22 protein-coding genes and 1 riboswitch are annotated in these 26,714 nt (G+C 65.7%); of the genes, 8 read left to right on the forward strand and 14 right to left on the reverse strand.

Annotated elements, in window-relative coordinates; translation table 11 throughout:
• Positions 1 to 333 precede the first annotated feature (333 nt).
• The 5 genes from ACFPPB_RS06085 to ACFPPB_RS06105 form a co-directional block, all read right to left on the reverse strand.
• Positions 334 to 873, reverse strand: coding sequence for an rRNA large subunit pseudouridine synthase E (locus ACFPPB_RS06085; RefSeq protein ID WP_377325368.1), 540 nt, complete (start codon positions 871 to 873; stop codon positions 334 to 336).
• A gap of 44 nt (positions 874 to 917) precedes the next feature.
• Entirely contained in the window at positions 918 to 1,829 is a 912-nt protein-coding gene (locus ACFPPB_RS06090; protein ID WP_377325481.1) for a class I SAM-dependent methyltransferase, read from the reverse strand.
• Between the two features lie 110 nt (positions 1,830 to 1,939).
• Positions 1,940 to 2,602 carry an NYN domain-containing protein gene (locus tag ACFPPB_RS06095; protein ID WP_377325370.1) on the reverse strand — a complete coding sequence of 221 codons (663 nt, stop codon included), beginning with the start codon at positions 2,600 to 2,602 and terminating at the stop codon, positions 1,940 to 1,942.
• A gap of 126 nt (positions 2,603 to 2,728) precedes the next feature.
• Positions 2,729 to 3,856, reverse strand: a complete 1,128-nt coding sequence (locus ACFPPB_RS06100) for an S-(hydroxymethyl)glutathione dehydrogenase/class III alcohol dehydrogenase (protein WP_377325372.1) — start codon at positions 3,854 to 3,856, stop codon at positions 2,729 to 2,731.
• Between the two features lie 69 nt (positions 3,857 to 3,925).
• A complete protein-coding gene (locus tag ACFPPB_RS06105; protein ID WP_377325374.1) occupies positions 3,926 to 4,849 on the reverse strand; it encodes a LysR substrate-binding domain-containing protein in 924 nt (307 codons plus the stop codon).
• 112 nt (positions 4,850 to 4,961) lie between these two features.
• Between ACFPPB_RS06105 and ACFPPB_RS06110 the strand changes: the two genes are divergently transcribed.
• Together ACFPPB_RS06110 and ACFPPB_RS06115 are read left to right on the forward strand one after the other, a co-directional pair.
• Positions 4,962 to 5,147: a hypothetical protein gene (locus ACFPPB_RS06110; protein WP_377325376.1), complete on the forward strand. Its 186-nt coding sequence runs from the start codon at positions 4,962 to 4,964 to the stop codon at positions 5,145 to 5,147.
• A gap of 105 nt (positions 5,148 to 5,252) precedes the next feature.
• Positions 5,253 to 6,197, forward strand: coding sequence for an aldo/keto reductase (locus ACFPPB_RS06115; RefSeq protein ID WP_377325378.1), 945 nt, complete (start codon positions 5,253 to 5,255; stop codon positions 6,195 to 6,197).
• Positions 6,198 to 6,680: 483 nt separating this feature from the next.
• On the opposite strand, the gene ACFPPB_RS06120 is transcribed toward ACFPPB_RS06115, so the two are convergent.
• Positions 6,681 to 7,715: a TraB/GumN family protein gene (locus ACFPPB_RS06120; protein ID WP_377325380.1), complete on the reverse strand. Its 1,035-nt coding sequence runs from the start codon at positions 7,713 to 7,715 to the stop codon at positions 6,681 to 6,683.
• A 128-nt stretch (positions 7,716 to 7,843) separates the two neighbouring features.
• Positions 7,844 to 7,925: riboswitch (ZMP/ZTP riboswitch) on the forward strand.
• Between the two features lie 25 nt (positions 7,926 to 7,950).
• Here ACFPPB_RS06120 and ACFPPB_RS06125 point away from each other — a divergent pair.
• Positions 7,951 to 8,583 carry a LysE family translocator gene (locus tag ACFPPB_RS06125; protein ID WP_377325382.1) on the forward strand — a complete coding sequence of 211 codons (633 nt, stop codon included), beginning with the start codon at positions 7,951 to 7,953 and terminating at the stop codon, positions 8,581 to 8,583.
• 92 nt (positions 8,584 to 8,675) lie between these two features.
• Here the strand turns inward: ACFPPB_RS06125 and ACFPPB_RS06130 are convergent, their stop codons facing one another.
• The 5 genes from ACFPPB_RS06130 to ACFPPB_RS06150 form a co-directional block, all read right to left on the reverse strand.
• Entirely contained in the window at positions 8,676 to 10,904 is a 2,229-nt protein-coding gene (locus tag ACFPPB_RS06130; RefSeq protein WP_377325384.1) for an NADP-dependent isocitrate dehydrogenase, read from the reverse strand.
• A 244-nt stretch (positions 10,905 to 11,148) separates the two neighbouring features.
• A complete protein-coding gene (locus tag ACFPPB_RS06135; protein ID WP_377325386.1) occupies positions 11,149 to 11,667 on the reverse strand; it encodes a hypothetical protein in 519 nt (172 codons plus the stop codon).
• Positions 11,668 to 12,233: 566 nt separating this feature from the next.
• The gene (locus ACFPPB_RS06140; RefSeq protein WP_377325388.1) at positions 12,234 to 15,380 is read right to left on the reverse strand and encodes an efflux RND transporter permease subunit; all 3,147 of its coding nucleotides are present in this window, start codon (positions 15,378 to 15,380) and stop codon (positions 12,234 to 12,236) included.
• A 151-nt stretch (positions 15,381 to 15,531) separates the two neighbouring features.
• Positions 15,532 to 18,786, reverse strand: a complete 3,255-nt coding sequence (locus ACFPPB_RS06145; protein WP_377325390.1) for an efflux RND transporter permease subunit — start codon at positions 18,784 to 18,786, stop codon at positions 15,532 to 15,534.
• 108 nt (positions 18,787 to 18,894) lie between these two features.
• Positions 18,895 to 20,127, reverse strand: coding sequence for an efflux RND transporter periplasmic adaptor subunit (locus ACFPPB_RS06150; protein WP_377325392.1), 1,233 nt, complete (start codon positions 20,125 to 20,127; stop codon positions 18,895 to 18,897).
• A 503-nt stretch (positions 20,128 to 20,630) separates the two neighbouring features.
• On the opposite strand from ACFPPB_RS06150, the gene ACFPPB_RS06155 reads away from it, so the two are divergent.
• Positions 20,631 to 21,152 carry a c-type cytochrome gene (locus ACFPPB_RS06155; RefSeq protein WP_377325394.1) on the forward strand — a complete coding sequence of 174 codons (522 nt, stop codon included), beginning with the start codon at positions 20,631 to 20,633 and terminating at the stop codon, positions 21,150 to 21,152.
• Between the two features lie 115 nt (positions 21,153 to 21,267).
• Here ACFPPB_RS06155 and ACFPPB_RS06160 read toward each other — a convergent pair whose 3' ends face one another.
• Positions 21,268 to 21,861 (reverse strand): acyl carrier protein phosphodiesterase, encoded by a 594-nt coding sequence (locus ACFPPB_RS06160; protein ID WP_377325396.1) that lies wholly within the window; start codon positions 21,859 to 21,861, stop codon positions 21,268 to 21,270.
• A gap of 48 nt (positions 21,862 to 21,909) precedes the next feature.
• On the opposite strand from ACFPPB_RS06160, the gene ACFPPB_RS06165 reads away from it, so the two are divergent.
• The 3 genes from ACFPPB_RS06165 to ACFPPB_RS06175 all read left to right on the forward strand — a co-directional run bounded on the left by ACFPPB_RS06165 (position 21,910) and on the right by ACFPPB_RS06175 (position 24,242).
• On the forward strand, positions 21,910 to 22,599 hold the full coding sequence (locus ACFPPB_RS06165) for an alpha/beta hydrolase (protein WP_377325398.1): 690 nt from the start codon (positions 21,910 to 21,912) through the stop codon (positions 22,597 to 22,599).
• A gap of 57 nt (positions 22,600 to 22,656) precedes the next feature.
• Positions 22,657 to 23,781: a cell division protein ZapE gene (gene zapE / locus ACFPPB_RS06170; protein ID WP_377325400.1), complete on the forward strand. Its 1,125-nt coding sequence runs from the start codon at positions 22,657 to 22,659 to the stop codon at positions 23,779 to 23,781.
• 68 nt (positions 23,782 to 23,849) lie between these two features.
• Positions 23,850 to 24,242, forward strand: coding sequence for a peptidase C13 (locus ACFPPB_RS06175; protein ID WP_377325402.1), 393 nt, complete (start codon positions 23,850 to 23,852; stop codon positions 24,240 to 24,242).
• Positions 24,243 to 24,275: 33 nt separating this feature from the next.
• Here the strand turns inward: ACFPPB_RS06175 and ACFPPB_RS06180 are convergent, their stop codons facing one another.
• Both ACFPPB_RS06180 and gpmA read right to left on the reverse strand, forming a co-directional pair.
• The gene (locus tag ACFPPB_RS06180) at positions 24,276 to 24,836 is read right to left on the reverse strand and encodes a CcdC protein domain-containing protein (RefSeq protein WP_377325404.1); all 561 of its coding nucleotides are present in this window, start codon (positions 24,834 to 24,836) and stop codon (positions 24,276 to 24,278) included.
• A gap of 269 nt (positions 24,837 to 25,105) precedes the next feature.
• The gene (gene gpmA / locus ACFPPB_RS06185; protein WP_377325406.1) at positions 25,106 to 25,849 is read right to left on the reverse strand and encodes a 2,3-diphosphoglycerate-dependent phosphoglycerate mutase; all 744 of its coding nucleotides are present in this window, start codon (positions 25,847 to 25,849) and stop codon (positions 25,106 to 25,108) included.
• 146 nt (positions 25,850 to 25,995) lie between these two features.
• On the opposite strand from gpmA, the gene ACFPPB_RS06190 reads away from it, so the two are divergent.
• Positions 25,996 to 26,655, forward strand: coding sequence for a DUF4097 family beta strand repeat-containing protein (locus ACFPPB_RS06190; RefSeq protein ID WP_377325408.1), 660 nt, complete (start codon positions 25,996 to 25,998; stop codon positions 26,653 to 26,655).
• The last annotated feature ends 59 nt before the right edge of the window (positions 26,656 to 26,714 follow it).

Below are 26,714 nucleotides of genomic sequence, written 5' to 3' on the forward strand. Positions count from 1 at the left end.
TAGGAGCCCGCTAGCGGGCGATGCCGTTGCTCTGATGTTGGGTAGGAAAGATCAAAACAGGGGCATCGCCCGCTAGCGGGCTCCTACAACGGTGGGAGGTATCGGGTCTCGCCTGAGGCTAATCCGTCGAGCGCGTGTTCGCCGATGCGCACGCGTATCAGCCGCAGGGTCGGGAAGCCGCCTCCGGACGGTCATCCAGCGGACCGCGCGACCACGGCACTCCTCGCACTGCCGCCTGCCGTGGGTTGTGTAGGAGCCCGCTAGCGGGCGATGCTGTTGCTCTGATGTTGGGTAGGAAAGATCAAAACAGGGGCATCGCCCGCTAGCGGGCTCCTACAACGATGGGAGGTGTCGGGTTTCGCCTGGGGCTAGTCCGTCGAGGGCGTACTCGCCGATGCGCACACGTATCAGCCGCAGGGTCGGGAAACCTACCGCAGCGGTCATCCGGCGGACCTGGCGGTTGCGGCCTTCGCGCAAGGTGAGGCTGAGCCAGCTGGTGGGGATGCTCTTGCGGAAACGTACGGGCGGATCGCGCGGCCACAACCAGTCCGGCTCGGCAGTGCGTACCGCTTCCGCCGGCAAGGTGGGGCCATCGTTCAACTGCACCCCGCGACGCAAAGCCTGCAGAGCTGCTTCGTCGATCTCGCCGTCGACCTGCGCGAGATAGGTCTTGGCCTGCTTATGGCGAGGGTCGGTCAGCTGATGCGCCAACCGCCCATCGTCGGTCAGCAGCAACAGGCCTTCACTGTCATGATCCAGACGTCCAGCCGCATAGACGTCTTTTTGCCTGACGAATTCGGCCAGCGTGCGGCGCCCTTCCGGATCGGTGAACTGACACAGCACGCCGTACGGCTTGTTCAATGCGATCAGCATGGCGATCCGTTTCGCGCGCCTCGCCTAACGGGCGCGCGATGGCTTCAGTGAGCCGATGCGGCAGGCGGCGGCAACGGCTTGACGAAACGGAGAGTCATCCGGTCGGATTCGCCAATCGCCAGGTACTTCGCCTTGTCCTGCTCGCCCAGCGTGAGGGTGGGCGGAAGCGTCCACACGCCCTTCGGATAATCCTTGGTGTCCTTCGGATTGGCGTTGATCTCGCTGCTCTCCTCCAGCACGAAGCCTGCTGCGGTGGCCAGTTTCACCACGTAACGGGTCGGCAGGTAGCCGCTCTGCTTCACCGCGTCCAGCGAAGCCTCATCGCTGGCGCGATGGTCGACCACGCCGAGCACGCCACCGGGCCGCAACACCGCGAAGAACGCCTTGAACATCGCCGGCGCGGTATCGGCCATCACCCAGTTGTGCACGTTGCGGAAGGTCAGCACCAGGTCGGCCGAACCGGGCGCGCCGAACACCGGCGCCTTCGGATCGAATTCGACGAACTTCGCCTTGCCGTAATGCGCCGCGTCGGCGGCGAATTTCCGGTGCAGGGCATCGCCATCGCGACGCGCTTCACCTTCTTCCGCGGGCGCCTGCACGGCGGCGATGTAGTGCCCGTTGTCGTGCAGCAGCGGCGCCAGGATTTCGCTGTACCAGCCGCCGCCGGGCGTGATTTCCACCACCGTCTGATCCGGCCGGATACCGAAGAACTGCAAGGTCGCCTTCGGATGGCGATACACGTCGCGCGCACGGTTCGCCGGCAAGCGCCAGCTGCCGGCCAGTGCGCTGTCCAGTTGCGTCGACGTGAAATCGCCGGCGCTGGTCGGCGGCACCAGCTGGTCGGCGGGCTGATCGGGCTCGACCGAGGCGGCCGGCACCACCTGAGCGCCGGCCGTCATCGGCAGGCCCAGACAGATTGCCAGCCACAGCGCTGCGCCCACGCGCGCCGGCTTCATCTTTCCCATCTTGATCCCCGTCGCTTCCATCTCGCGCTTCATCGATTGCTCCTTGGCGTAACAGCCGTTATCGGCTGCAATATCACGAAAACCATGTGTAGACCGGGTATTCAGAACGGTCGCGGGCACACCGACTGCAAGCCATCGATATGTTCATGCAGATCCGGCGCGATGCCCTGCCACATCGGATCGAGGATGAAGTCGATGCCCTCGTAGCGCGCCAGCTTCGCCGCCGGGATGAAATCCGCGTCGCCGGCGATCAGGATGATCTGGTCGACCAGCTTCTTGTAGGTCAGCGCGGCAATGTCGATGCCGATTTTCATGTCGACCTGGGTCTGCCGCATGTCCGGTTCGAAATGCTCGTCACCGAGATCATCCCAACGCAGGCCGCCGTCGCGCAATTGCTGGTAGGCATTGCGCTTCAATTGCCATTCGCCGCGCTCGGACAGCCTGCCCAGCCGCAAGGCCATCTTGCGCTGGCGGCGCAACTGATCGTGCAGCTCGCGCCGGAACGCCGCTGCACCGGTTCGCCCGAAGTCGATGCTGTCGCCGCTGACCGGCTTGACGAAGCTCTTTTCCAGCGGCGGACAGTCGTAGAAGAAGATCCGGTACAACGATTCGCGCGGACGGTCGACCGCCTTCAGATGCTCCAGCGCCATGCCGAATACGGTTTTGGCGACAGCACGCGCGTCGCCCGCGTCGCGCTCGCCGTACACCTTGCGGTAGCGGGCAAGAAAAAAAGCGCCGTCGACGAGGATGGCGGTGCGGTTCATAGGACGACCTTATGGACAGGCAGACATGGCAAGCAAGAATGGGTGCAGCCGGCAGAATAGGGCCGGCGATGCGCGCCTATTCTAGAGCCTCGACAACCGCTCTTGTAGGAGCCCGCTAGCGGGCTCCTACAGGGGCTTCGGTCGGTAGTGGATCACCGAGCGGATCACCTTGCCTTCGTGCATCAGGTCGAACGCGTCGTTGATGCGCTCCAGCGGCAGCACCTCGGTGATCATCTCGTCGATCCTGATCTCGCCGGCCATATAGCGCTCGACGTAACCGGGCAGCTGCGAGCGCCCTTTGACCCCGCCGAAGGCGGAGCCGCGCCAGACGCGGCCGGTGACCAGCTGGAACGGCCTTGTACTGATCTCCTGCCCCGCGCCAGCGACGCCGATGATGACCGATTCGCCCCAGCCCTTGTGGCAGCACTCCAGTGCCGCGCGCATCACGTGCACGTTGCCGATGCACTCGAACGAGTAATCGACTCCGCCGTCGGTGAGCTCGACGATCACCTGCTGGATCGGCGTGTCCGGGTAATCCTTCGGATTGATGAAGTCGGTGGCGCCCAGCAGCTTTGCCATCTCGAACTTCGCCGGGTTGGCGTCGACCACCACGATACGCCCGGCCTTCGCCATCACCGCGCCCTGCACCACCGACAAGCCGATGCCGCCCATGCCGAACACGGCCACCGTGGCACCCGGCTCGACCTTCGCCGTGTTGAGCACCGCGCCGATGCCGGTGGTGATGCCGCAGCCGAGCAGACACACCTTCTCCAGCGGCGCCGCCTTGTTGATCTTGGCCACGGAGATTTCCGGCAGCACGGTGTATTCGCTGAACGTGCTGGTGCCCATGTAATGCAGCAGCGGCTTGCCGTTGAGCGAGAAGCGCGATGTGCCGTCGGGCATCAGCCCCTTGCCCTGGGTAACGCGGATCTTCTGGCACAGGTTGGTCTTTCCGGACAGGCAGAATCTGCATTCGCCGCATTCGGGCGTGTATAGCGGAATCACGTGATCGCCGACCGCGAGCGAGGTGACGCCTTCGCCGACCTCCTCGACGATGCCGCCGCCTTCATGACCCAGGATCACCGGGAACATGCCCTCCGGATCGGCCCCGGACAGCGTGAACGCGTCGGTGTGGCAGACGCCGGTCGCGACGATGCGCACCAGCACTTCGCCGGCCTTGGGCCCGGCAACGTCGACCTGCTCGATCGACAAAGGCTTGCCTGCTTCCCAGGCGACGGCGGCGCGTGACTTCATGATTCGACTCCCGAGAGATCCATGCACAATGAAGCATCATGCCGCGCGCGGCGGCTTTGCGAAACCGCTTCAGCCCTCGATCGCCGCATCGTCGGTGCCCGGCACCGGCAGGTGACGGCAGTAGTCGTCCGCTTCGGCGAGCAGCCATTCGCGAAACACCTGCAGTCCGGGATGCTCCTTCGATCGCTCGGGATAGACCAGCCAGTACGCATCGTCCACCGGCAGATAGCGTTCGCCCAGCACCGTCAGCCGGCCGGCGTCGATCAGCGACTTCGACATCACCATGCGCCCCATCGCCACCCCGAGGCCTTCCAGCGCCGCATGTCGCTGCGCCTCGAAACTGTCGAAGTGCGCCACGTAGCGGTGCGGCACCGAACCGCCGACTTTGTCGAACCAGTCCTTCCAGCGGTTCGACGGATTGGGATCGCCGAGCAGCGGCCACTGCGAAAGGTCGTTCGGGTCGGCATCGGCCATCCTCGCCACCAGGGCAGGCGCTGCGATCGGCGCGATCCATTCGCCGAAAAGCCGCTCGCTATGCAGTCCCGCCCACACGCCACGACCGTAGCGGAGCGCCGCGTCCACCGGCTCACGCTCGAAGTTCACCAGTGCCGAACCCGATTGCAGGTTGAGTTCCAGCTCGGGATGCACGGCCACCAGCCGCGGCAGGCGCGGCACCAGCCAGCCCGACATGATGCCGGTGCTGGCGCTGAGGGTCAGTGTGTCGTTGCGGCGCTTCTGGTAATGCGAAAGCGCGTGCTCGATGCCGTCGAAATGCTCGCCGACCGCCTCCAGCAAGGCGCAGCCGTCGACCGTCAGCTTGACCCCGCGCGGACCGCGCTCCAGCAGGCGGCGCTCCAGCCGTTCTTCGAGCTGCCGCATCTGGTGACTGAGCGCGCTGACGGTGAGGTTGGCCTGCGCCGCGGCACGCGACAGATTGCCCAGCCGGGCAACCAGCACGAACTGTTGCAGAAGGGCTAACGGCAGCTTTCCCATCTTGAATATCCCTCAAGCCTGGCTTGCGAATATATCGCTTTTTGGCGGTCTGGCGCACGCGTACCTTGAGGACGTTCCAAAACCAATCGTGCTTTCCCCAGGAGTCATTCCCATGAATTCAATCTGGAAAGATCTACTGTTTCTGCACAGCCATCTCGTACGCAAGGAAGACCTGGACTGGCGTTCCGATACGCGCGCCGCGGCGGAGCGGGACAGGAACGCTGCAAAGAAAAAGGCCAGTGTCATGGCGGTGAAGTGCTGTGCGGCGGTATGGCCGCGCTTGGCCGGGCCGCGCTAATCCTCATCTGACCCGCATTCGTTACGCCATCACCCGGATACGTCACGCTCTTTTTCGCCGAACCCGTGCATGCTTGCCGCTCTCCACAGGCAGAGGTGCTGCTCCATGCACAAGCGTCCACTTGGCAGATCATCATTGTCCGTCGCTCCGCTCGCTTTCGGCGGCAACGTGTTCGGATGGAGTGTCGATGAAAGGCGCTCGTTCGAACTGCTCGACGCCTTCGTCGATGCCGGCGGCAACCTGATCGACACGGCGGACGTCTATTCGGCGTGGGTGTCGGGCAATCGGGGCGGCGAATCGGAGACCATCATCGGCAAGTGGCTCGAGCGCAGCGGCAAGCGCGAGCAGGTGCTGATCGCCACCAAGGTGGCGAAGTGGACCGAGCAACCTGGCCTGTCTCCGGTCAACATCCAGCAGGCGGTCGATGGCTCGCTGCGGCGTCTGCAGTGCGACCACATCGACCTGTACCAGGCGCATGAGGACGATGCCAGCGTGCCGCTGGCCGAAACGCTGGGTGCGTTCGCCCGTTTGATCGAAGCCGGCAAGGTGCGCGTGATCGGCGCGTCCAACTACGCGGCCGACCGGTTCGCCGACGCATTGGCGGTGTCGGGGCAGCACGGCCTGCCACGCTACGAAAGCCTGCAGCCGGAATACAACCTGGTCAGCCGCAGCGGTTACGAGAAGGAACTGGAACCGCTGATCCGCGCGGAACGCATCGGCGTGATCAGCTACTACGCGCTGGCCAGCGGGTTCCTCAGCGGCAAGTACCGCAGCGCGGTGGATCTGGCCAAGAGCGCGGCGCGCGGCGGCGCCGTAAAGAAATTCCTGAATCCGCACGGCCTGCAGGTGCTCGCCGCTCTCGACGCCGTTGCATCGGCACACCAGGCCACGCCCGCCCAGGTCGCGCTGGCCTGGCTGATCGCCCGCCCCGGCCTCACCGCACCTATCGTCAGCGCCACCAGCGTGGAGCAGTTGCACGAGCTGTTCGGCGCCACCCGCTTGCAGCTGACCCACGACGAGATCGCGCAACTCGACCTCGCCAGCGCCTGAGCGATCGTCGCGTGTGTGTAGGAGCCCGCTGGCGGGCGATGCTTTTCCAATATCCGAAAACCCAAGAGCATCGCGGCCGAGGCCGCTCCTACAAGTATCCCGCCCGACATCGTCCGGCCGACAGCCGAGACGCCGTTGTGTAGGGGCCCGCTGGCGGGCGATGCTTTTCCAATATCCGAAAACCCAAGAGCATCGCGGCCGAGGCCGCTCCTACAAGTATCCCGCCCGACATCGCCCGGCCGACAGCCGAGACGCCGTTGTGTAGGAGCCCGCTGGCGGGCGATGCTTTTCCAATATCCGAAAACCCAAGAGCATCGCGGCCGAGGCCGCTCCTACAAGTATCCCGGTCGACATTGCCCGGCCGACAGCCGAGACGCCGTTGTGTAGGAGCCCGCTAGCGGGCGATGCCTTTCACTACGCCGAAACCCAAGAGCATCGCGGCCGAGGCCGCTCCTACAGATGTCCGCAGGCATTTCGCGCCCTTCACTCCGGCGCTTCGACTTCGTAGCCTTCGGCTTGCAGCTTCGCCAGGTAACCGTCCGGTTTCAGCAGCTCGGCCATCGGCAGCATGGCGAAGGTCTGTGCGTTGCTGCCCAGCGCCGTGCGCGCAGCGGCCAGCCAGACGGCTTCCTGCTTCGCCGGCACGTCGTCCAGCCCCAGCGTGTGCGCGAAGCCGGCCGCGGTGAGCGCCGAGACACAAGCGTCGTGTCGCTCGCTATCGGGCAGTTCGCGCAGGGTCTGCAGATCGCCGGTCGCCCAGGCATTGGCGCGCGCCTTCATCGCCGGCATGTCCTGCTCGATGCTGTCCAGCGTGCGGATGAAACAGGTGGTGTCGTGCGGCGCAGAACTCTTGAAGGCCTGGAGCGCCGCTCGCGGATGCTCGATGACCACCTGATAGGTGGTCGGCATTTCCTTGACGCCGTAGCGTTTGGCCAGCGCGTCGATGTTGGCCTGGATGCCGCCGGTCTTGCTCAGGCCGTTGGCCTTGATCGCCTTCCGGTACAGCTCCTGCGCCGCGAAGATCGGCCGCCAGCGCTCGATGCCGCGATTGTTGCCGATGTATTTCTGCTTGAGCAGCTGCCAGCGTGCGTACACCGGCGGCGGCAGCACCTGCTGCAGCGTCTGGCCATCGTCGTTCTTGCGCGCGCTGTAGGCCGAGGGCAACAGGAACAACTTGCCGAAAAACCCGACATCGGCCTTGATCGCGACCACCGGCGACAGCAGCACCTGCTGCGATTCGCTGATCACCTGCTCCAGCTCGTGCGACTGCCACTGCACGCTCTGCGGCAACGGCGACAGCGTGCCAAGCACCCACAGCACATGATCGCCTGTCGCCGGATCTTTCCTGGTCACCTTCCACAGGCCGGGTCCCGGCTGCGCGCCGGTGACCACCACGGCGGCGAGTTCGGCCACGTCCGACGGCACCGGCGGCGGCGCTGCCGTGGCCGCCGTCGATTGCGCGAACGCCGGCGACAGGCCGGTGAGGGCTAATAGGCACAGCATGGCAGGCCAGCGCATCGATCTTGCTCCATCTACGGAAAACGCCATTGTGCCGCCATGAAGCTGACTGACCGCCTCGATGGCGGTGATTCGATGGCGCTAAAGCGGTCACCTTTTGTTGGGCAACCGCGCCGCGATATCATGGCACCCGTTCGCGCGACTGGCGCCTCGGATGGATCACCATCGGGAAACGCGGACGACGACGAGCCGCGCGCCTGGGCACCCCCTGATTCCCTTTAGGAGTGTGTCCGCCATGCCTGAATCGTCCAAGCTGCTCGCGTTTGCCCTCGTCGCCCTCGGCCTCGTGCTGACGCCGGGGCCCAACATGGTCTATCTGATCTCCCGCTCCATCAATCAGGGCCGCGCGGCCGGGTTGATCTCGCTCGGCGGCGTCGCGCTGGCTTTCGTGCTGTACCTGCTGTGCGCCGCGCTCGGCATCACCGCGCTGCTGCTCACGGTGCCGCTGGCCTACGACGCGTTGCGCCTCGCCGGCGCACTCTATCTGCTCTACCTCGCATGGCAGGCGCTGCGGCCCGGCGGCCGTTCGCCGTTCCAGGTGAGGCGGCTGGAGCGTGACCGCCCGCGCAAGCTGTTCGCGATGGGTTTCCTCACCAACCTGCTGAACCCGAAGGCCGCGGTGCTGTACCTGTCGCTGCTGCCGCAGTTCATTACGCCCGGCCGCGGCAACGTGCTGCAGCAATCGCTGGTGCTGGGCGCCACTCAGATGACGATCAGCCTCTCCGTGAACGCGCTGATCGTGCTGATGGCCGGGACCATCGCCGGCTTCCTGGCCGGCCGTCCACTGTGGCTGGCCGCGCAGCGCTGGCTGATGGGCACCGTGCTGGCCGGCCTGGCCGCACACATGGCGGTGCAATCGCGGCGCTGACGCTGGCGGGAGCCAGATGGCATGCCAATGAAACGGGGCACCACAGCGCCCCGTTTCATTTGGCCGTATGGACGGTCGTCCGCTACCGGCGATCAGCGCGTGGCGAGCATCGCCAGCGCTGAGTTGAAGGTCGCGCTCGGACGCATGGCCTGGCTGACCAGCTTCAGGTTCGGGTGGTAATAGCCATGGATATCCACCGGCTTGCCCTGGGCGCCATTGAGCTCGGCGACGATCTTGGCCTCGTTCTCCTGCAGCGCATTGGCCAGCGGAGCGAACTTTGCCTTCAGTACGGGATGGGTATCCTGCGAGGCCAGCGCCTGCGCCCAGTACAGCGCCAGGTAGAAATGGCTGCCCCGGTTGTCCAGTTCGCCGACCTTGCGCGAGGGCGACTTGTTGTTGTCGAGGAACTTGCCGTTGGCCTGATCCAGCGTCTTGGCCAGCACCTCGACCTCGGCACTGCCGTAGCGGCTACCAAGGTGTTCCAGCGACGCGGCCAGCGCGAGAAACTCGCCCAGCGAATCCCAGCGCAGGTAGTCCTCTTCCAGGAACTGCTGCACGTGCTTGGGCGCAGAACCGCCGGCGCCGGTTTCGAACAGGCCGCCGCCGGCCATCAGCGGCACGATCGAGAGCATCTTGGCGCTGGTGCCCAGCTCCATGATCGGGAACAGGTCGGTGAGGTAATCGCGCAACACATTGCCGGTGACGGAAATCGTGTCCAGCCCCTGGCGGATGCGTTCCAGCGAGAAACGCGTGGCGGCGACCGGATCCATGATGCGGATGTCCAGGCCGCTGAGATCGTGATCCTTCAGGTAGCGCTGGACCTTGATGATCATCTGCGCGTCATGGGCGCGCTGCGGGTCCAGCCAGAACACCGCCGGGGTATGGCGCGCACGGCTCACCGCCAGCTTCACCCAGTCCTGGATCGGCGCGTCCTTGACCTGGCACATGCGCCAGATGTCGCCCGCTTCCACATCGTGCTGCAGCAGCACGTTGCCCGCTTCGTCGAGCACCTTCACCACACCGTCGGCGGCGATCTGGAAGGTCTTGTCGTGCGAGCCGTACTCCTCGGCCTGCTGCGCCATGAGGCCGACATTCGGCACGCTGCCCATGGTGGCCGGATCGAACGCACCATGCGCCTTGCAGTCATCGATCGTCGCCTGATAGACACCGGCATAGCAGCGATCCGGGATCACCGCCTTGATGTCCTGCAACTTGCCTTCGGCGTTCCACATCTTGCCGGAGTCGCGGATCATCGCCGGCATCGAGGCGTCGATGATCACATCGCTGGACACGTGCAGGTTGGTGATGCCCTTGTCGGAGTTGACCATCGCCAGGCCCGGACGCTGCGCGTACTCCGCGTCGATATCGGCTGTGATCTGCGCCTGCTGCGCTTCCGGCAGCGCGGCGATGCGCGCATACAGGTCGCCGATGCCGTTGTTCGGATTGAAGCCGACCTGCTGCAGCGCAGCGGCGTGCTTTGCCAGCACGTCGCTATAGAACTCGCTGATCACCACGCCGAACATGATCGGGTCGGAGACCTTCATCATGGTGGCCTTCAGGTGTACTGAGAACAGCACGCCCTGCCGCTTCGCATCGGCGATCTGCGCGTCGATGAAGCTGGCCAGCGCACGCTTGCTCATCACGGCGGCGTCGATGATCTCGCCGGCTAGCAAGGCGGTCTTCGGCTTGAGCACGGTGTGGCTGCCGTCCTTGCCGAACCATTCGATGCTGACGTTGCCGGCGTGCTCGATCACCGCGGATTTCTCGGTGCCGTAGAAATCGCCATCGTCCATGTGCGAGACGTGGGTCCTGGAGTCGGCGCTCCACGGGCCCATCCGGTGCGGGTGCTTGCGCGCGTAGTTCTTGACCGAGCTCGGCGCGCGGCGGTCGGAATTGCCTTCGCGCAGCACCGGATTCACGGCGCTGCCCTTGACCCGGTCGTAGCGGCTCCTGATGTCCTTTTCCGACGCGTCCTTCGGCTCGTCCGGATAATCCGGCAGCGCGTAGCCCTGGCTCTGCAGCTCCTTGATGGCCGCCTTGAGCTGCGGCATCGAGGCGCTGATGTTCGGCAGCTTGATGATGTTGGCTTCCGGCGTGGTGGCCAGATGGCCAAGCTCCGCCAGGTCGTCGGCCATCTTCTGGTCGTCGCGCAGGAACTCCGGGAACAGCGCGATGATGCGCCCCGCCAGCGAGATGTCGCGCGTCTCCACCTTGATGCCCGCGGTGCCGGTGAACGCGTCGATGATCGGCAACAAGGACTGCGTGGCCAGGAACGGCGCTTCATCGGTCAACGTGTAGATGATCTTTGGCGTGGTGGACATTGTCTGATGGACCTCTCTGCTACGACATTCAGGGATGGGGCTGCCGCCCGGTCCGGGTTGGCGGACGCGTCGCGTCCGCGCCAGTCGGGACCATTCCGGATCACCCGGGCAAGCCTGCTCGGCACTCACAAAAGCTCCCCATTGTCGCGTTTTCGCGGGAGGCGGGAAAGCGCGCCGGATCCCCGCAACGACAAAGGGCGCGGCATGACCGCGCCCTTGTTGCATCCATCGCCGCCGGAGCGGCTTATTTGATCGAGAAATCCTTGCTGGCGACCTCGCTGCCGTTCAAGGAGATGTCGACCTTGTAATTGCCGGCCGGGAAGCCGCTGGGATCGCTGATCATGAAGGCGGTGGTCTGCGGCCCGTTGGAGTCGAGGGTCTTGCTGTCCTCATGCACGGTCTTGCCGTTCTGATCGCTCCATTTGGCAGCCAGCGTGGCATTGCCGTTGCCGCTGGTGTCGACCGAGGCGTAGATGGTGTCTTTCGGCGAGAAACTGCTGCCGCTGGCGAGGATCTTGTTGTTGGCATCGACCGTCGAACCCAGCTCCACCGAACCGAACGTGACGGCGGGAGGTGCATCGTTGGCAGGCATCCCGCTGGCCGGTACCGCGTCCGTTTTCGTCGTGGAGGCCGGTGCCGGCGCCATCACCGGAGCCGTGGCGGCATGCGGCGGCGTCGACTCCTCATGTTTGCCGCAGGCATTCAAGGCCAGCGCGGCGGCCAGCGATACGGCGAGGATCAAGGGTTGGCGAGTCGTCTTCATGAGAGCATCTCCTGCTTAAAGGCCTGGCGGCCGGTTGCGGTTGGCATCGAAGACCTGCTTCCATGCATTCGCGTTACCGCGGTAATGTTTCGCGATCTCAGTCAGGTTGTCGGCCAGCCACCGCTGGTATACGACGACGTACCCGATCTGCTACTGCACGTGGCTGAAATCCGCCTTGTTGGTCTCCTCGCCTGTCGCGTGCAACTCGGTCCCGGAAGGAGGGCTAGTGATAACCAGCCTGCAGTTAACGGCTTGTGATTGCGTTGGCGGGGCATTCAGCTGAGTGGTCTTGCCAGGCACCGCCGCCATCGACCCAGGCGAGGTGAAGTTCGGTTCGGCTGCGAAGCGGCTGAAAGCGTTGCGGCGAGCGTCATGACTATTTTTTTGCAATCAGCTCATCCAGAAACGGGCCTCCAGGCATTTCTAAATAGTTGTTTATCGCTGCATTTGGATGAACCTTGCTGGAAGTCATTCTCGGGAGATGGACTTGCAAGCGTGTAACCGAGCTCATCCGCAGTGATCGGCTGCGGCCTCGGAGGTAAGGACCGGCATTCACTACCCGCCGATCAAGCCCCCGCCAATTGCCGCCGGCGCGCCGCCTTGCGCACTTGCCGCCGCGTCCACCACGTCTTCCGCCGCTCGGCGAGGCAGGAGAAGATTACGTACAGCGCGGGGGTGCTCAGCAAAGTGAGGCTTTGCGAGATCAGCAGGCCGCCGATCAGCGCGATGCCCAGCGGGCGGCGCAGTTCGGAGCCTTCGCCCAGACCGATCGCGATCGGCAGGGCGGCCAGGATGGCCACCATCGTGGTCATCATGATCGGGCGGAAGCGCACGATGCACGCTTCGCGGGCTGCTTCCAGCGGGCTCTTGCCGTGTTCGCGCTCGGCGACCAGCGCGAAGTCGATCATCATGATCGCGTTTTTCTTGACGATGCCGATCAACAGCACCAGCGCGATCTGGGCCACCACCGACAACTCGGTGCCGGTCAGCCACAGCGCCAGCAGCGCGCCCACGCCGGCGGCCGGCAAGGTGGACAGGATCGTGACCGGATGGATCAGGTTTTCGTACAGCATGCCGAGCACGATGTAGACGGTAAGCACCGCAGCCAGCACCAGCCACAACATGCCGCTCTGCGATTGCTGGAAGCGGCGGAAATCGTTGCCCAACTGCACCTTGATGTCGCCGGGCATGCGCATGTTCCGTACGGTGGCCTGGATGATGGCCATCGCCTCGCCCATGCTCACGCCGGGAGCGAGGTTGAAGCTGAGGTCCATCGTGGTGAGCTGGTTTTGGTGCCTGATCTGCGAGGGTGCCAGGCCCGGTACCTGCCTGGCGACCGCGGTGATCGGAATCATCTTGCCGCTGCTGGAGCGCACGTAGACGCGATCGAGCGCGGCCGGCGTGGCGGTCTGGTCGGGCAGCGCGTTCACCACCACCTTGTACTGGTTGATGTCCGAGTAGATGGTGGAGACCTGGCGCTGGCCGAACGCGTCGTACAGCGCGCCGTCGATGGTGCCGACCGATACGCCCAGGCGCGCGGCCTTGTCGCGATCGATCACGATGTTCTGGCGCAGGCCGGCCTCGTCGACGTCGGTGCCGACATCGCGCAGCTTGGGGTTCTTGCTGAGCTCGGCCTGCAGTTTCGGCAGCCACTCCTGCAGCGTGACCAGGTCGTTGCCCTGCAGCGACACCTGGTATTGCGCACCCTGGCTGGTGCCCCCACCGCCGCCGCTGGGCAGATCCTGCACCGGGCGTAGCCGCAGGTTGAGATCCGGATAGTTGGCGGCTTTCGCGCTCAACCGCGCCAGCACCGCGAAAGTGTCGTCCTTGCGGCCTTCGGCGCGGGTCTTCAGATCGATATTGAACGAGCCGCTGGTGCCTTGCCGGCTGCTGCCCAGGCGCGAGCCCACGGTGGCCACGTCGGGGTCGGCCATCAGCATCGCGGTCAACCGCTGCAGGCGCAGTTTGCTCTCGGCGAAAGAGACGGTGGCGCTGGAATTGGCGCGGCCCCAGATCAGGCCGGTGTCCTGCGCCGGAAACAAGCCGGTCTTGACCACGCCGAACAGGTAGAACGTGGCGAAGATCAGCGCCAGCGGCGTCAACGCGAACAGCAGCGCGTGACGCAGCGAGAAGTTCAGCGCGCGACTGTAGACCCGCAGCATGCCGGCGTGGAACCGGTCCAGCGCGGCGCCGACCCGCGACGGCGGCCTCGGCTCGCGCGCGGTGCGTTGCCGGTGGCCGCTCAGGAAGCGTCCGCACAGCGCGGGCGTCAGCGTCAGCGAGACCGTCGCCGACACCACGATGGCAGCCACCAGCGTCACCGCGAACTCGTGCATGAACATGCCGGTGACGCCGCCGGCGAACAGCAGCGGAATGAATACGGCGATCAGCGAGGCGGTGATCGAGACAATGGTGAAGCCGATCTCGCGCGCGCCGGCCAGCGTCGCCTGCATTCGCGTCATGCCGTCGTCGATGTGGCGGATGATGTTCTCGATCACCACGATCGCATCGTCCACCACAAAACCTATCGCGATCACCAGCGCCAGCAGGGTGAGGTTGTTGAGCGTGTAGCCCAGGATGTACATCACCACGAACGCGCCGGCCAGCGACAGCGGCACCGCCACCGCGGCGATCAGGGTGGGCGCCAGCCGGCGCAGGAACAGCGCCATGGTCAGGATCACCATCGCCAGCGAAATCAGCAAGGTCGCCTGCACCTCGTGCAGCGAGGCACGGATGGTCGGCGTGCCGTCGAAGAACGGCGTCAGCACCGTGCCTGGCTGCAGGTAATCGCGCAGCAGCGGCAGCTGGTTGCGGACCAGATCGACGGTGGCGATGACGTTGGCGTCGGCCTTCTTGAAGACGTACATCAGCACGGCCGGCTTGCCGTGGAACCAGGCGGCCTGGTACGCGTCCTGCTGGCCGGCGTAGACCTTGGCCACGTCGGAGAGCCGCACCGGCGTGCCGTTGTGGCTGGCGATCACCAGCTGGGCAAATTCGTCCGCCGTATGCAGCTGGGCGGTGGCGGTGATCGACATGGTGGTCTTGCCGTCGGACAGAAAGCCCTCCGGCGACGTCACGTTGGCGGCGCTCAGCGCATTGCGCAATTGATCCGGCGACAGCCCCATCGCGTTCAAGGCGCGCAGGTTCACGTCGACCCGGATCGCCGGCGTGGCGGCGCCGGCGATCTCCACCGAGGACACGCCAGGCAGCTGGCGCAGCCGCTGCGCCAGCAAGGAGTCGGCGGTGTTGTACAAGTCGGCGGCCGACTGCGTGCCCGAGGTCAATGCCAGCGCGATGATCGGATCGTCGTTCGGATTCGCCTTTTCGTAGCTGGGCGCCCCGTTGAGCCCGGTCGGCAGATCCGGCGCCGCCGCGTTGATCGCCGCCTGCACTTCGCGCGCGGCGGCATCCAGGTTGGTGCCGTTGTCGAACATCATGAAGACGAACGTGCTGCCCTCGGAACTGGACGAGCGCATGGTCTCGATGCCGGGCACCTGGCCCAGGTGGCGCTCCAGCGGCGCGGCCACGGTGGAGGCCATCGTGTTGGCATCCGCGCCGGCCTGGCTGGCCTGCACGAAGATCGCCGGAAACTGCATGTTCGGCAACGCCGCCACGCCGAGCAGGAAGTAGCAGATCATGCCGACCACCAACAGCCCGGCCGCCAGCAACGAGGTGCCGATCGGACGGCGGATGAAGGTGCCGGAAATGTTCATGGCTTCAACGTGAGCGGAGAGCTGGCGGAGGTATGGCGGATGACGCGTGAACGAATCATCCCAGCATCAACGTCCATGCCGCGAAAAGGTTGATCGGCGGGAGTTGCCGGGCGACCGCTTCGCGCTGCCCGGACGCGAAGGGCGCGATCGATCACGCCGTGCCGTCGGCCTGCGCGCGCGCCAGCGCACGCCGCTCGCGGCGCACGGCCAGCCAGTCGGAGAAACGCTCCATGTACAGGTAGATCACCGGCGTGGTGTACAGCGTCACCAGCTGCGACAGCAGCAGGCCGCCGACGATCGACACGCCGAGCGGGCGGCGCAGTTCGGCGCCGATGCCGTTGCCCAGCGCCAGCGGCAAGGCGCCCAGCATGGCCGCAGCGGTGGTCATCATGATCGGGCGGAAGCGCAGCAGGCAGGCGCGGCGGATCGCATCGCGCGCATTCAGCCCGGTGCGGCGGGCCTCGATCGCGAAGTCGATCATCATGATCGCGTTTTTCTTGACGATGCCGATCAGCAGCACGATGCCGACGATGCCATCCACCGACAGGCTCATGCCGCACATCAGCAGCGCCAGCAGCGCGCCGACGCCGGCCGGCGGCAGGGTGGAGATGATCGTCAGCGGATGGATGTAGCTCTCGTACAGCACGCCCAGCACGATGTAGATCACCACGATCGCCGCCAGCAGCAGAAGCACCTCGTCGCCCAGCGAGGAGGTGAACTCGGCCGCCTTGCCGACGAACTCGCCGCGCACCTGCGGCGGGAAGTTGAGCTGTGCCTCGACCTGGTGGATCGCCGACACCGCGTCGGACAACGAGTAGCCCGCCGCCACGTTGAACGCCAGCGTCACCGCCGGCAGCTGCTGCTGATGGCTGACCACCAGCGGCGCGCTGGTGACCTGCGCACTGACCAGCGATGACAACGGAATGGTGCCGCCGCCGCCGAGCTGGAAGCCTACGTTGCCGGCGTTGCCGATGCCCGACGGCGTCGCCGAGTTGCTCGACTTGAGCTGGCCGAAGCTGGTGGCGTTGCTGCCGGTAAGCGCGCCGTTGCCGTTGCCGCGCACGGTCAGCTTGTTCAGCAGGTCGTCGCTGGAGCGGAACTCCGGCGCCACTTCCAGCACCACGCGGTACTGGTTGAGCTGGGTGAAGATAGTCGAGATCTGGCGCTGGCCGAACGCGTCGTACAAGGTGTCGTCGATGGTCTGCACCGGCACGCCGAGGCGGCTGGCCTTTTCGCGGTCGATGCTGAGTTTCAGCGCATTGCCGTTGTTGGCGAGGTTGTTGTCGACATCGGACAGCTCCGGCCGCTGGCGCATCGCCTGGGTCATCTGCCCGGCGTACTTGGCCAGCTCCGTCGAATTCACGTCGGACAGCGAATACTGGTATTCGGTGGCGGCGACGCGGCTGTCCAGGGTGACGTCCTGCACCGGCTTCAGGTACAGCGCGACGCCGGGAATGTCCGCCACGGCCTGCTGCAGTCGCGGCAGCAACGCGTCCAGACCATCGCGGCTACCGCGATCCTTCAGCACGATGCTGAGCTGACCCTGGTTGAGGGTGGGGTTGATGGTGCCGGCGCCGATGAACGCGGCTACGCCGGCCACGGCCGGATCTTTGCGCAGTGCCTCGGCGACGGCCTTGGTGCGGTCCTGCATCTGCGGGAACGCGATGTTGTCGTCGGCCTGTACCACGCCGGTGATCAGGCCGGTGTCCTGCTCCGGCAGCAAACCCTTCGGTATCACGACGTACAGGAACACGGTGAGCACCACCGCCGCCGCCGCCACCAGCATGGTCAGCTGGCGATGATCGAGCACCCAGTCCAGCGTGTTGGCGTAAAGATCGACCGTGCGCGACCACACCGTGCGCTTTCCCGCCGCAGCATGACGTTCGTGCGCGTCGTCGCCCCATCCCTCATCAGTGACCGGCAGCTGGTCCGGCTTGAGCAGGTAGGCGCACATCATCGGCGTCAGCGTCAGCGACACCAGCATCGAGATGGTCACCGCGATGGTCAGCACCCAGGCGAATTCGTGGAACAGCCGGCCGGTGACGCCGGGCATCAGCAGCAGCGGCAGGAACACCGCTACCAGCGACACGGTCAGCGACAGCACGGTGAAACCGATTTCCTTGGCGCCGATCTCGGCCGCTTCCTGGCCGCTCTTGCCCTGCTCGATGTAGCGCACGATGTTCTCGATCATCACGATCGCATCGTCGACCACGAAACCGGTGGCCACCGTAAGCGCCATCAGCGAGAGGTTGTCCAGCGACATGCCGGTGAACGCCATCACACCGAACGTGCCCAGCAGCGACAGCGGCACCGCCACCGACGGGATGATCGTGGCCCACAGCCGGCGCAGGAACACGAAGATCACGGCCACCACCAGGAAGATGGTCAGCAGCAGCGTGAATTCCACGTCGTGCACGGAGGCCTGGATGGTCACCGTGCGATCGGCGAACACGTCCAGGTGCACGTCGGCCGGCAGCGCGGCACGCAGTTCCGGCAGCACGGCGCGGATCTGCGCCACCGTCTGCACGATGTTGGCGCCGGGCTGGCGACGCACGTCCAGCAGCACCGCCGGCTTGCCGTTCGCCCACGCGGCGAGCTGGTCGTTCTCGACCCCGTCGACCACGTTGGCCACGTCGGACAGGCGCACCGGCGAGTTGTTCTTGTAGCTGATGATGCTGCTCTTGTATTCGGACGCGTCGGACAGCTGGTCGTTGGTGCCGATCGAGTAGCTCTGCGTCTTGCCGTTCAGCGTACCCTTGGGCGCGTTGACGTTGGCCTGGGTCAACGCGCTGCGCACGTCTTCCAGGGTCAGCCCGAGGTTGGACAGCTGCGCCGGATTCACCTGCACGCGCACGGCCGGGCGCACGTTGCCGGCGATCGAGACCAGGCCAACGCCCTGCACCTGCGACAACTTCTGCGCGATGATCGAGTCGGCCAGATCGTTCACCTCGCGCAACTGGCGGCTGGTCGAGGTGAGTTTGAGGGTGAGGATGGGCGCGTCGGCCGGATTGACCCGGTTGTACACCGGCGGGTACGGCAGGTTGCCCGGCAGCGTGCCCTTGGCCTGGTTGATCGCGGCCTGCACGTCCTGCGCGGCGATGTCGATGTCCCTGTCCATCGCGAACTGCAGGACGATGGTGGACAACCCGGCGGCCGAGTCCGAACTCATCATGCTGAGACCGGAGATCTGCCCCAGGTTGCGCTCCAGCGGCGTGGTGATCAGCGATGCCATGGTATTGGCGCTGGCACCCGGATACTGGGTACTCACCACCAGGCTGGGCGCCTCGATCTCCGGCAACGCGGACACCGGCAACTGGCGGTAGCCGAGGATGCCGAGCAGCAGCACCGCCACCATCAACAGCGAGGTGGCGATCGGCCGGCGAATGAAGAGGGTCGAGAATCCCATGGCTATCCGTAACGTGGTGGAGCGGCTTCAGCCGCGATCATGGCCGCACCGCGGCCAGGTTCATCGCGACAGTGGTGCCGGCGCACTGGTTGGAGCACCGGCCCGTCATCAATGACGTCGACCACCGCCCATGCTGTTTTTCTTGGCTTTGTCGAGCTGTTCCGCGGTCGGCGCCGGCGGCACTTCGCCCGGCTTCAACGCATTGACCTTGCTGCCCGGCTTCAGGCGGAACTGTCCTTCGGTGACCACCTGCTCGCCGGCCTTGAGGCCGCTGCCGATCATCACGTGGCTGTCGCCCACTTCGCCGGCGACCACCACCGGCTGCATCTTGACCGTGTGGTCGGCCTGCACCTGGTAGACATAGTCGCCATCGGGACCGCGCTGCACCGCCTGTGCCGGAATCACCAGGCCGCCATCGACCGTATTGACCAGCAATTGCACGTTGACGAACTGGCCCGGCCACAGCTCGTTCTTGGCGTTCGGAAATTCCGACTTGAGGCGGAACGTGCCGGTGGTGGCGTCGATCTGGTTGTCGATCACCTTCAGCACGCCGCCGCTGGCGATCGGATGGGCATCGGTGCGGTCGAGCGCGGTCACCTGCAGCACCGCGCCGGCCTGAGAGGCGGCGCCGCGCACCATGTCGAGGTTCTGCTCGGGCAGGGTGAACATGACATTGATCGGCTGCAGCTGCGTCAGCGTGACGATCGCCGTGCTGGTGGTGACCACATTGCCCGGATCCACGCCGCGGATGCCGGCCAGGCCGTCGATCGGCGAGATCACCTTGGTGTAGGCCAGCTGCACCTGGCTGTCGCGGATATTGGCCGCGTCGGCCGCCACCGCGGCCTGGTACTGGGCTGCCGTGTTGCGCAAGGTGTCCATATCCTGCTTGGAGATATAGCCCTTGGCGATCAGATCCTGGTTGCGCAAGAGGTTGCTTTTCGCGGTGTCCAGCAACGCCTGATCCTGATGCTGCTTCGCCAGCGCCTGGTCATACGCCGCCTGGTAGGTGCGCGGGTCGATCTGCGCCAGCACCTGGCCTTTCTTGACCGGCTGGCCTTCGGTGAAGTCGAGGCTGAGCAGCTGGCCGCCCACCTGCGGGTTCACGGTGACCGTGTTCAGCGCCTGCACCGTCCCAAGCGCGGTCAGATAGACCGGCACATTCTGCTTGACCACCGGCACCACGGTGACCGGCACCGGCGGCGTTTCATCCTTGCCGTCCTTGCCCTTGCCGGCGGTTTGCGCCGAGGCCGGTCCGGCCGGCTTGTGCAACAGGCGAAAACCCACGACGGCCACGATGATCACGGCAATGACGATCAACGCGATCTTCCAAAAACGCGACATGTAAAACTCCTGGACTGGACGGTGCGGTCAACCGGCACTCAGCAACGCAGCATGCGTCTGTGATGTGTCTGGCGTTTGTCAGGCCATACCGCACGGAACAGCACCGGGAAACGCCTCTCGAATGACAGCATAAGGGCAGTTGAACGAACTTGAACAATGCCGGTTGACACATGCGGGGCATGACCGATGGCATGGCTGACGGCTGTTGCGAAGCCATCTTCGGGCACCGCGCGGGCTGCGCAGGCCGCGGTGCCGGCACGACAATCTGGCGTCGCCGGCCTGAAACTTGCCGCGCGCTTCGTCTATAATCCGCGACTTGTTGCCTTCCGACCCCAGGGGTCTGGCGGCAGGTGGCATTCGTGTCGTACGTCCATCGGTACGGCAATCCGCACCGGGATGAGTTCGCCAGACCGGTGCAACAGTACAGGCATTCAGGCAGGTCGGAGCCGCCATCGTGGCGTTCCGCGCTGCCCACTGACAGGAGTACGTGCGTGAGTGGTCCCATGAGCAAATCCGATCAGAGCGTCCTGCGCCAGTTTTCGGTCATGATCGGCGGTCTGGCGGTATTGACGGTGGTGCTGATCTTCACGGCACTGGCGATTTACGAGCACGAGCCGCAGGAAACCAACCCGAACCAACCGGCAACGGTCGCCGCGCGGATCGCGCCGGCCGGCGCCGTCTACGCCGGCAACACCGGCCGCGCCGCGATGCAGGCTGCCGCCGATGCCGCCGCCAAGGCCGCAGCCTCGCAGGTCGCCTACGGCGGCACCACCGACGGCAAGGCGATCTTCGACCACCTGTGCACCAGCTGCCATACCGCCGGCGTGGCGGGCGCCCCCAAGGTCGGCAACAAGGCCATGTGGAGCCCGCGCATCGCGCAGGGCATCGACACCCTGGTCAAGCATGCGATCGACGGTTACCACGGCCCGGACGGCAACTTCATGCCGCCGAAGGGCGGCAACCCGGCGCTCACCGACGAGCAGGTAAAGAACGCCGTGCACTGGATTGTCGATCAGGCCAAGTAAGCCAGGCCTCAATCGAATCGAATCGACGCCGCCTTCGGGCGGCGTTTTCGTTTGCCCGTTCTCCCCCGTGTGGAGAAGGTGGGGGTGAGGGCCGGGTGCTTGCGCCATCCCCCACTCACGCCACCTGCCCCTCCACCCACGCCCGCGCAAACTCCTGCAGCTGCGGAAAGAACGCGTCGAAGCGCCCCTGCAGCGCAAGTTCCCGTTGCACCAGCACCGGCAAAGCCGAATCCAGCGGATTGGCCCGGCTCAGGCGCTGTCCGATGCCTGCCAGCGCCCACCCCAGCGTCGCGCGATCGGCGTAGCCCGCTGGCAGCCCATGCGCGTCCATGTAGCCACGGAAACGCCGCAACGCCGGCGGCAGCAACGCATCGTGACGGTGCAGCAATGCCCGCAATGCTGCCGAACGCTGGTCCAGCGGCTGCGTACTCCAGCGCGGGAAATCCCGCGCCAGGCAATGATCGAACCACATGTCCAGCAGGATTCCGGCATAGCGCCGGTACGGCGGCGGCAGCAGCGCCTTGGCTGCCAAGACGTCGGGATGGGCATCGGTATATACGTCGATCGCACGATGCAGGCGGATGCCGGCGATCACCTGCGGCGGCAGCAGCTGCGGATCGGGCTGGCCGTGCACGAAGTCGCCCAGCATCCCGCCCAGCTGCAGCCACTCGTCGTCGCCGGCGAGCAACGCATGCGCCAGATGGTTCATCGACGCCACCCGCGGCGGCGAATCGCAGTGGCGGTTATCATCGCGTACATGAATCCCACCGAGCTCTCCACCGAACCTGCCAGCTTTCCCGATATCGCCGCCAGTTTCATGCTCGACGGCCCCGCCGGCAAGCTGGAAACCATCAGCGAGGTCGCCGAACCGGCCTGCGCACGCCGCGGCGTCGCGGTGGTCTGCCACCCGAACCCGGCGCAGGGCGGCACCATGCACAACAAGGTGGTGACGATGGTCGAACGCGCACTGCGCGAGTCCGGGCTGGATACCGTACGCTTCAACTTCCGCGGCACCGGCGCTTCCGCCGGCGTGCATGACAACGGTGCCGGCGAGGGCGACGATCTCGCCGCCGTGGTGGCCTGGGTGCGCCGCACGCGGCCGGACGATGCACTCTGGCTGGCCGGCTTCTCGTTCGGCAGCTACGTCACCATCCACCGTGCCGCCCGGCTGCATGCCAGCGCCTTGATCAGCATCGCCCCGCCCGCCGGCCGCTGGTCGTTCGAATCGGTCACCCCGCCCGGCTGCCCGTGGCTGGTGGTGATGGGCGAGGAAGATGAAGTGGTCGAACCGCAGGCCGTGTACGACTGGATCGACAGCCTCGCGGCGCCGCCGGAACTGATACGCATGCCCGAGACCGGCCACTTCTTCCATCGCCGGCTGATGGACCTGCGCGGTGCCGTGAAACACGCTGTGCGCGACTGGCTGCCGCCGCCACGTCCATCGTGAGGCAGGCCGTCCCCGCCTCAGCTGCTCGTCGATCAACCCCATCCAAGACGTCGTTCCATGAGTGAAACCCCGCCGCTCGCGCCCAGTGCGCGCTATCTGGAAGGCGTCGCCGCGCATCGCTGGGAAGCCGACCCGACTCAGCTGGCGCTGCTGCCCGAATTCGACCGCATGCACGCGGCGCTGTGCGTGCAACCCGACCCCGGCAATGGCAATGGCCTGTTCGGCCGACTGAAATCCCTGCTCGGCAACGAGACCCCCGAAGCGGTGCCCGGCTTGTACCTGTGGGGCACGGTCGGCCGCGGCAAGACCTTTCTGATGGATCTGTTCGCGGCCAGCCTGCCGCACGGTGTGGTGCTGCGCCGGCACTTCCACCGCTTCATGGGCGAAGTGCACGAGAGCCTGCGCGCGCTGGGCGAGCGGCAGAGTCCGCTGGTCGATGTCGCGGCCGGACTCGCTTCGCGCTGCCGCGTGCTGTGCCTGGACGAGTTCCTGGTCAACGACATCGGCGACGCGATGATCCTGGCCAACCTGCTCGATGCGTTGTTCGCGCGTGGTGTGACCCTGGTCACCACCTCCAATACCGCGCCCGCGAACCTGTACAAGGACGGCCTGCAGCGCGCGCGCTTCCTGCCCGCGATCGCGCTGATCGAGCGGCGCTGCCACGTGATCGAAATGGCCTCCTCGCACGACTGGCGCCTGCGCGCGCTGACGCAGGCGCCGGTGTATCTCACGCCGCCCGGTGCCGAGGCGCACCGCGTACTGGAACGCATCTTCGCCAGCCAGGCCGGCGGCACCGTGCAACGGAATGGTGTGCTGCACATCAACGGCCGCGACATTCCCTACCGCAAGCGCGCCGACGACATCCTGTGGTTCGATTTCGCCGCGCTGTGCGAAGGCCCCCGCGCCGTGGCCGACTACATCGCGCTGGCCAAGGCCGGTCCGGCGATCATCATCGCCAACGTGCCGCAGTTCAGCATCTACAGCGAAGACGCCGCAAAGCGCTTCGTGCAGTTGGTGGACGAGTTCTACGACCGTCACGTCAAGCTGGTGCTGTCCGCCGCCGCCCCGATCACCGAGCTGTACGACGGCGAACGCCTGCGTGCGGAATTCGGCCGCACCGAGTCACGCCTGATCGAGATGCAGAGCGAGGAGTATCTGGCGCTGCCACACCGGGCCGAATGAACCGCCGCGGCCGAACTGCTAACGTGGCCGCCTGACTTGCCTGCTGCCCATCGCTGACGGAATCGCCCATGTCCACCCTTCTCGCTCTTGCCCTGCTGCTGGGCACTCCGCAGGGAACCTCCGGCGACAGCTTCGCCGCGCGCGTGATGCAGGGCAAACTGGTGGAGGCCGGCAACACCGGCCCGGCTTATCAGAAGCAGTTGTGGGAGCGCATCAACGATCCGTTCGCTGCCGCCCTGAAAGCCTGCATCGTCAGCAATACGCCTGCGGACAAGTCGCCGTTCACCGTGGTCGCGGACGTTTCGCCGGACGGCAAGCCAGGCCGGATCGAGGCGCAGCCGGCCACGCCGGTCGCCGACTGTCTCGCCGCCAGCCTGGGCAGGATGACGCTGCCGGCGCCACCGAAGTTGCCCGACAGCGCCACTTACCCGATCGAGATCGACGTGAGCATCGTGCCGTGAATCATCGCCGGCGTTGAAGGGATCAGAGCATCCTCAAGCCGCCGTCGTGACCGGATGCGTGCGCTGGAAACGGCGGTGATGGATCAGCAGGCCGGTGAAATACACGATGTAGTAACCGACGTACAAGCCCAGCACCAGCATGGTCAGCGGGCTGGAGGCGTAGCCCATCGGCTGTCCCGAATAACCCGTCATCGGGTCGGAAGCTGCCGTCGAGGCATGCTGCAGCTGCGGCCACAGCACCATCATGCGCCAGGCCAGGCGCCCGAGCACCAGCACGGTGAGCAGCGCGCCGATCCACGAATTCGGCACGTAGCAATCGCCCTTGGCCGGGTCCGCTTCGAAACGGGTCAGACGCAGGCCAAGCAGGCCGATCGCACCGCCGGTCAATGCACCGCCGAGCAGTCCCTCGGCCAGTTCGATCTTGTGCAGCCCGCTGAGCGCGAGCACGCCGCCGAGGATCGAGAACACCACGATGCGGAAGATCATCCGCTTGCGCTGGATCGGCTGCCGGCCGAACTGGCGGCTGACGCGGCGCCACACGATCCAGGCGAGGATCGGCAGCATGACGAGGTAGTTGGTCAGGTGCGCGGGCATGGCGCGGTCCGGTGGGTGGGCAGGTCGTCAGGATAGTGCGGCGGACCTGCGCGGGCGACTGATGTTTGTCACCCATCGACGATGCCAGGAGTTCGTGAAGAGTCGCAGGCGCGTCCCCGGCTTCGCCGCGCTCATGCCAACCTACGCGAGCTCTGGTAGGAGCCCGCTGGCGGGCGATGCTTTTGGCGAGAGACAAGGGACGAGGATCGCGGAAAAGAGCGAAGAGCATCGCCCGCCAGCGGGCTCCTACAGGAATGCGGCGAGGCGGCTTACTTCGCCTTGCCCTGGTTCGCCACCGCTGCCATCTTCGCCGCGATCGCGTCGGCGTCGCCGAGATAGTAGTGGCGCAGCGGCTGGAGCTTCTCGTCGAACTCGTACACCAGCGGCACACCGTTGGGAATATTCAGCTCGACGATGGCCTCGTCGGATATGTCGTCCAGGTATTTCACCAGCGCCCGCAGCGAATTGCCGTGCGCGGCCACCAGCACGCGCTGGCCGGCGCGGATCGTCGGCGCCAGCACCTCGTGCCAGTACGGCAGCACGCGGGCCACGGTGTCTTTCAGGCATTCGGTGTCGGGAATCTCTTTCGGAGCCAGCGTGGCGTAACGCGGATCGTGCACCGACTCGTTGGCGCTGCGCTCCAGCGGCGGCGGCGGGATGTCGTAGCTGCGGCGCCAGATCTTGACCTGATCCTCGCCGTACTTCGCCGCCGTCTCCGCCTTGTTGAGGCCGGTCAGCGCGCCGTAGTGGCGCTCGTTGAGGCGCCAGTCGGTGAGTACCGGCAGCCACATCAGATCCATCGCGTCCTGCACGCCCCACAGCGTGCGCACGGCGCGCTTGAGCACCGAGGTATGCGCCACGTCGAACGCGAAACCCTCGGCCTGCAGCAATCGCCCGGCTTCCTGCGCCTCGGCCATGCCTAGCGCGGTGAGGTCGACGTCGGCCCAGCCGCTGAAACGGTTGTCGAGGTTCCACTGGGATTGGCCGTGACGGATCAGTACGAGCTTGTGCATGGGCGCGCTCAAAAGGATGAGGTAAATCGGGAATGGTGCAGGCCAGCCCCGGCATCGTCAAATGCGGCCCCTGCCACAGGTCATGCTAAACCGGTTGCGCCGGCGGAGCATCCTATATGCCACTACCCATCATGATGGAGATTGCCATGCGTCGTTCCCCGACGATTCTCATCCTCACCGCGCTCGTGCTGGGCCTGCCGCTGCTGGCGACCGCGCGCGACAACGATATCGACAAGGTCAACGGCACGGTGCAGGTCGAAGCCGGCCAGCAGGCCGGCGACGTCAGCACGGTCAACGGCTCGGTACATATCGCCGGCGGCGCCGTGGTGCACAAGGCCAGCACCGTCAACGGCGCCGTCGAACTGGGCGACAAGGCGCAGGCCAGCGAACTGGGCACGGTCAACGGTGCGGTCAGCATGGGCCGCGCCAGCCGGGTCAGCGGCGAGGTGAACGCCGTCAACGGCAGCATTCAGCTGGCGCAGGGTGCCGATGTCGGCGGCAAGCTCGGCAACGTCAATGGCAAGATCGTGCTGGACGATGCCCATGTGGCCGGCGGCATCGAGACGGTCGGCGGGGACATCACCGTGGGTGCCAATTCGCATGTCGAAGGCGGCATCCTGGTCGACAAGCCCAGTGGCTGGTTCAACTTCAACAGCCGCACGCCGCTGGTGGTGATCGGCCCGCATGCGGTGGTGCAGGGCACGCTGGAGTTCAGGCGCGAGGTGGTGCTGAAGGTCAGCGACAGCGCGCAGATCGGCCCGGTCAAAGGCGCCACGCCGGTGAAGTTCAGCGGCGCGACGCCGTAAGGCAAATCACCCTGGTAGGAGCCCGCTCGCGGGCGATGCCGTTGCTCTGATGTTGGGTA

It is taken from the genome of Rhodanobacter terrae, from assembly GCF_042657005.1.
Classification (GTDB): Bacteria; Pseudomonadota; Gammaproteobacteria; order Xanthomonadales; family Rhodanobacteraceae; genus Rhodanobacter; species Rhodanobacter terrae.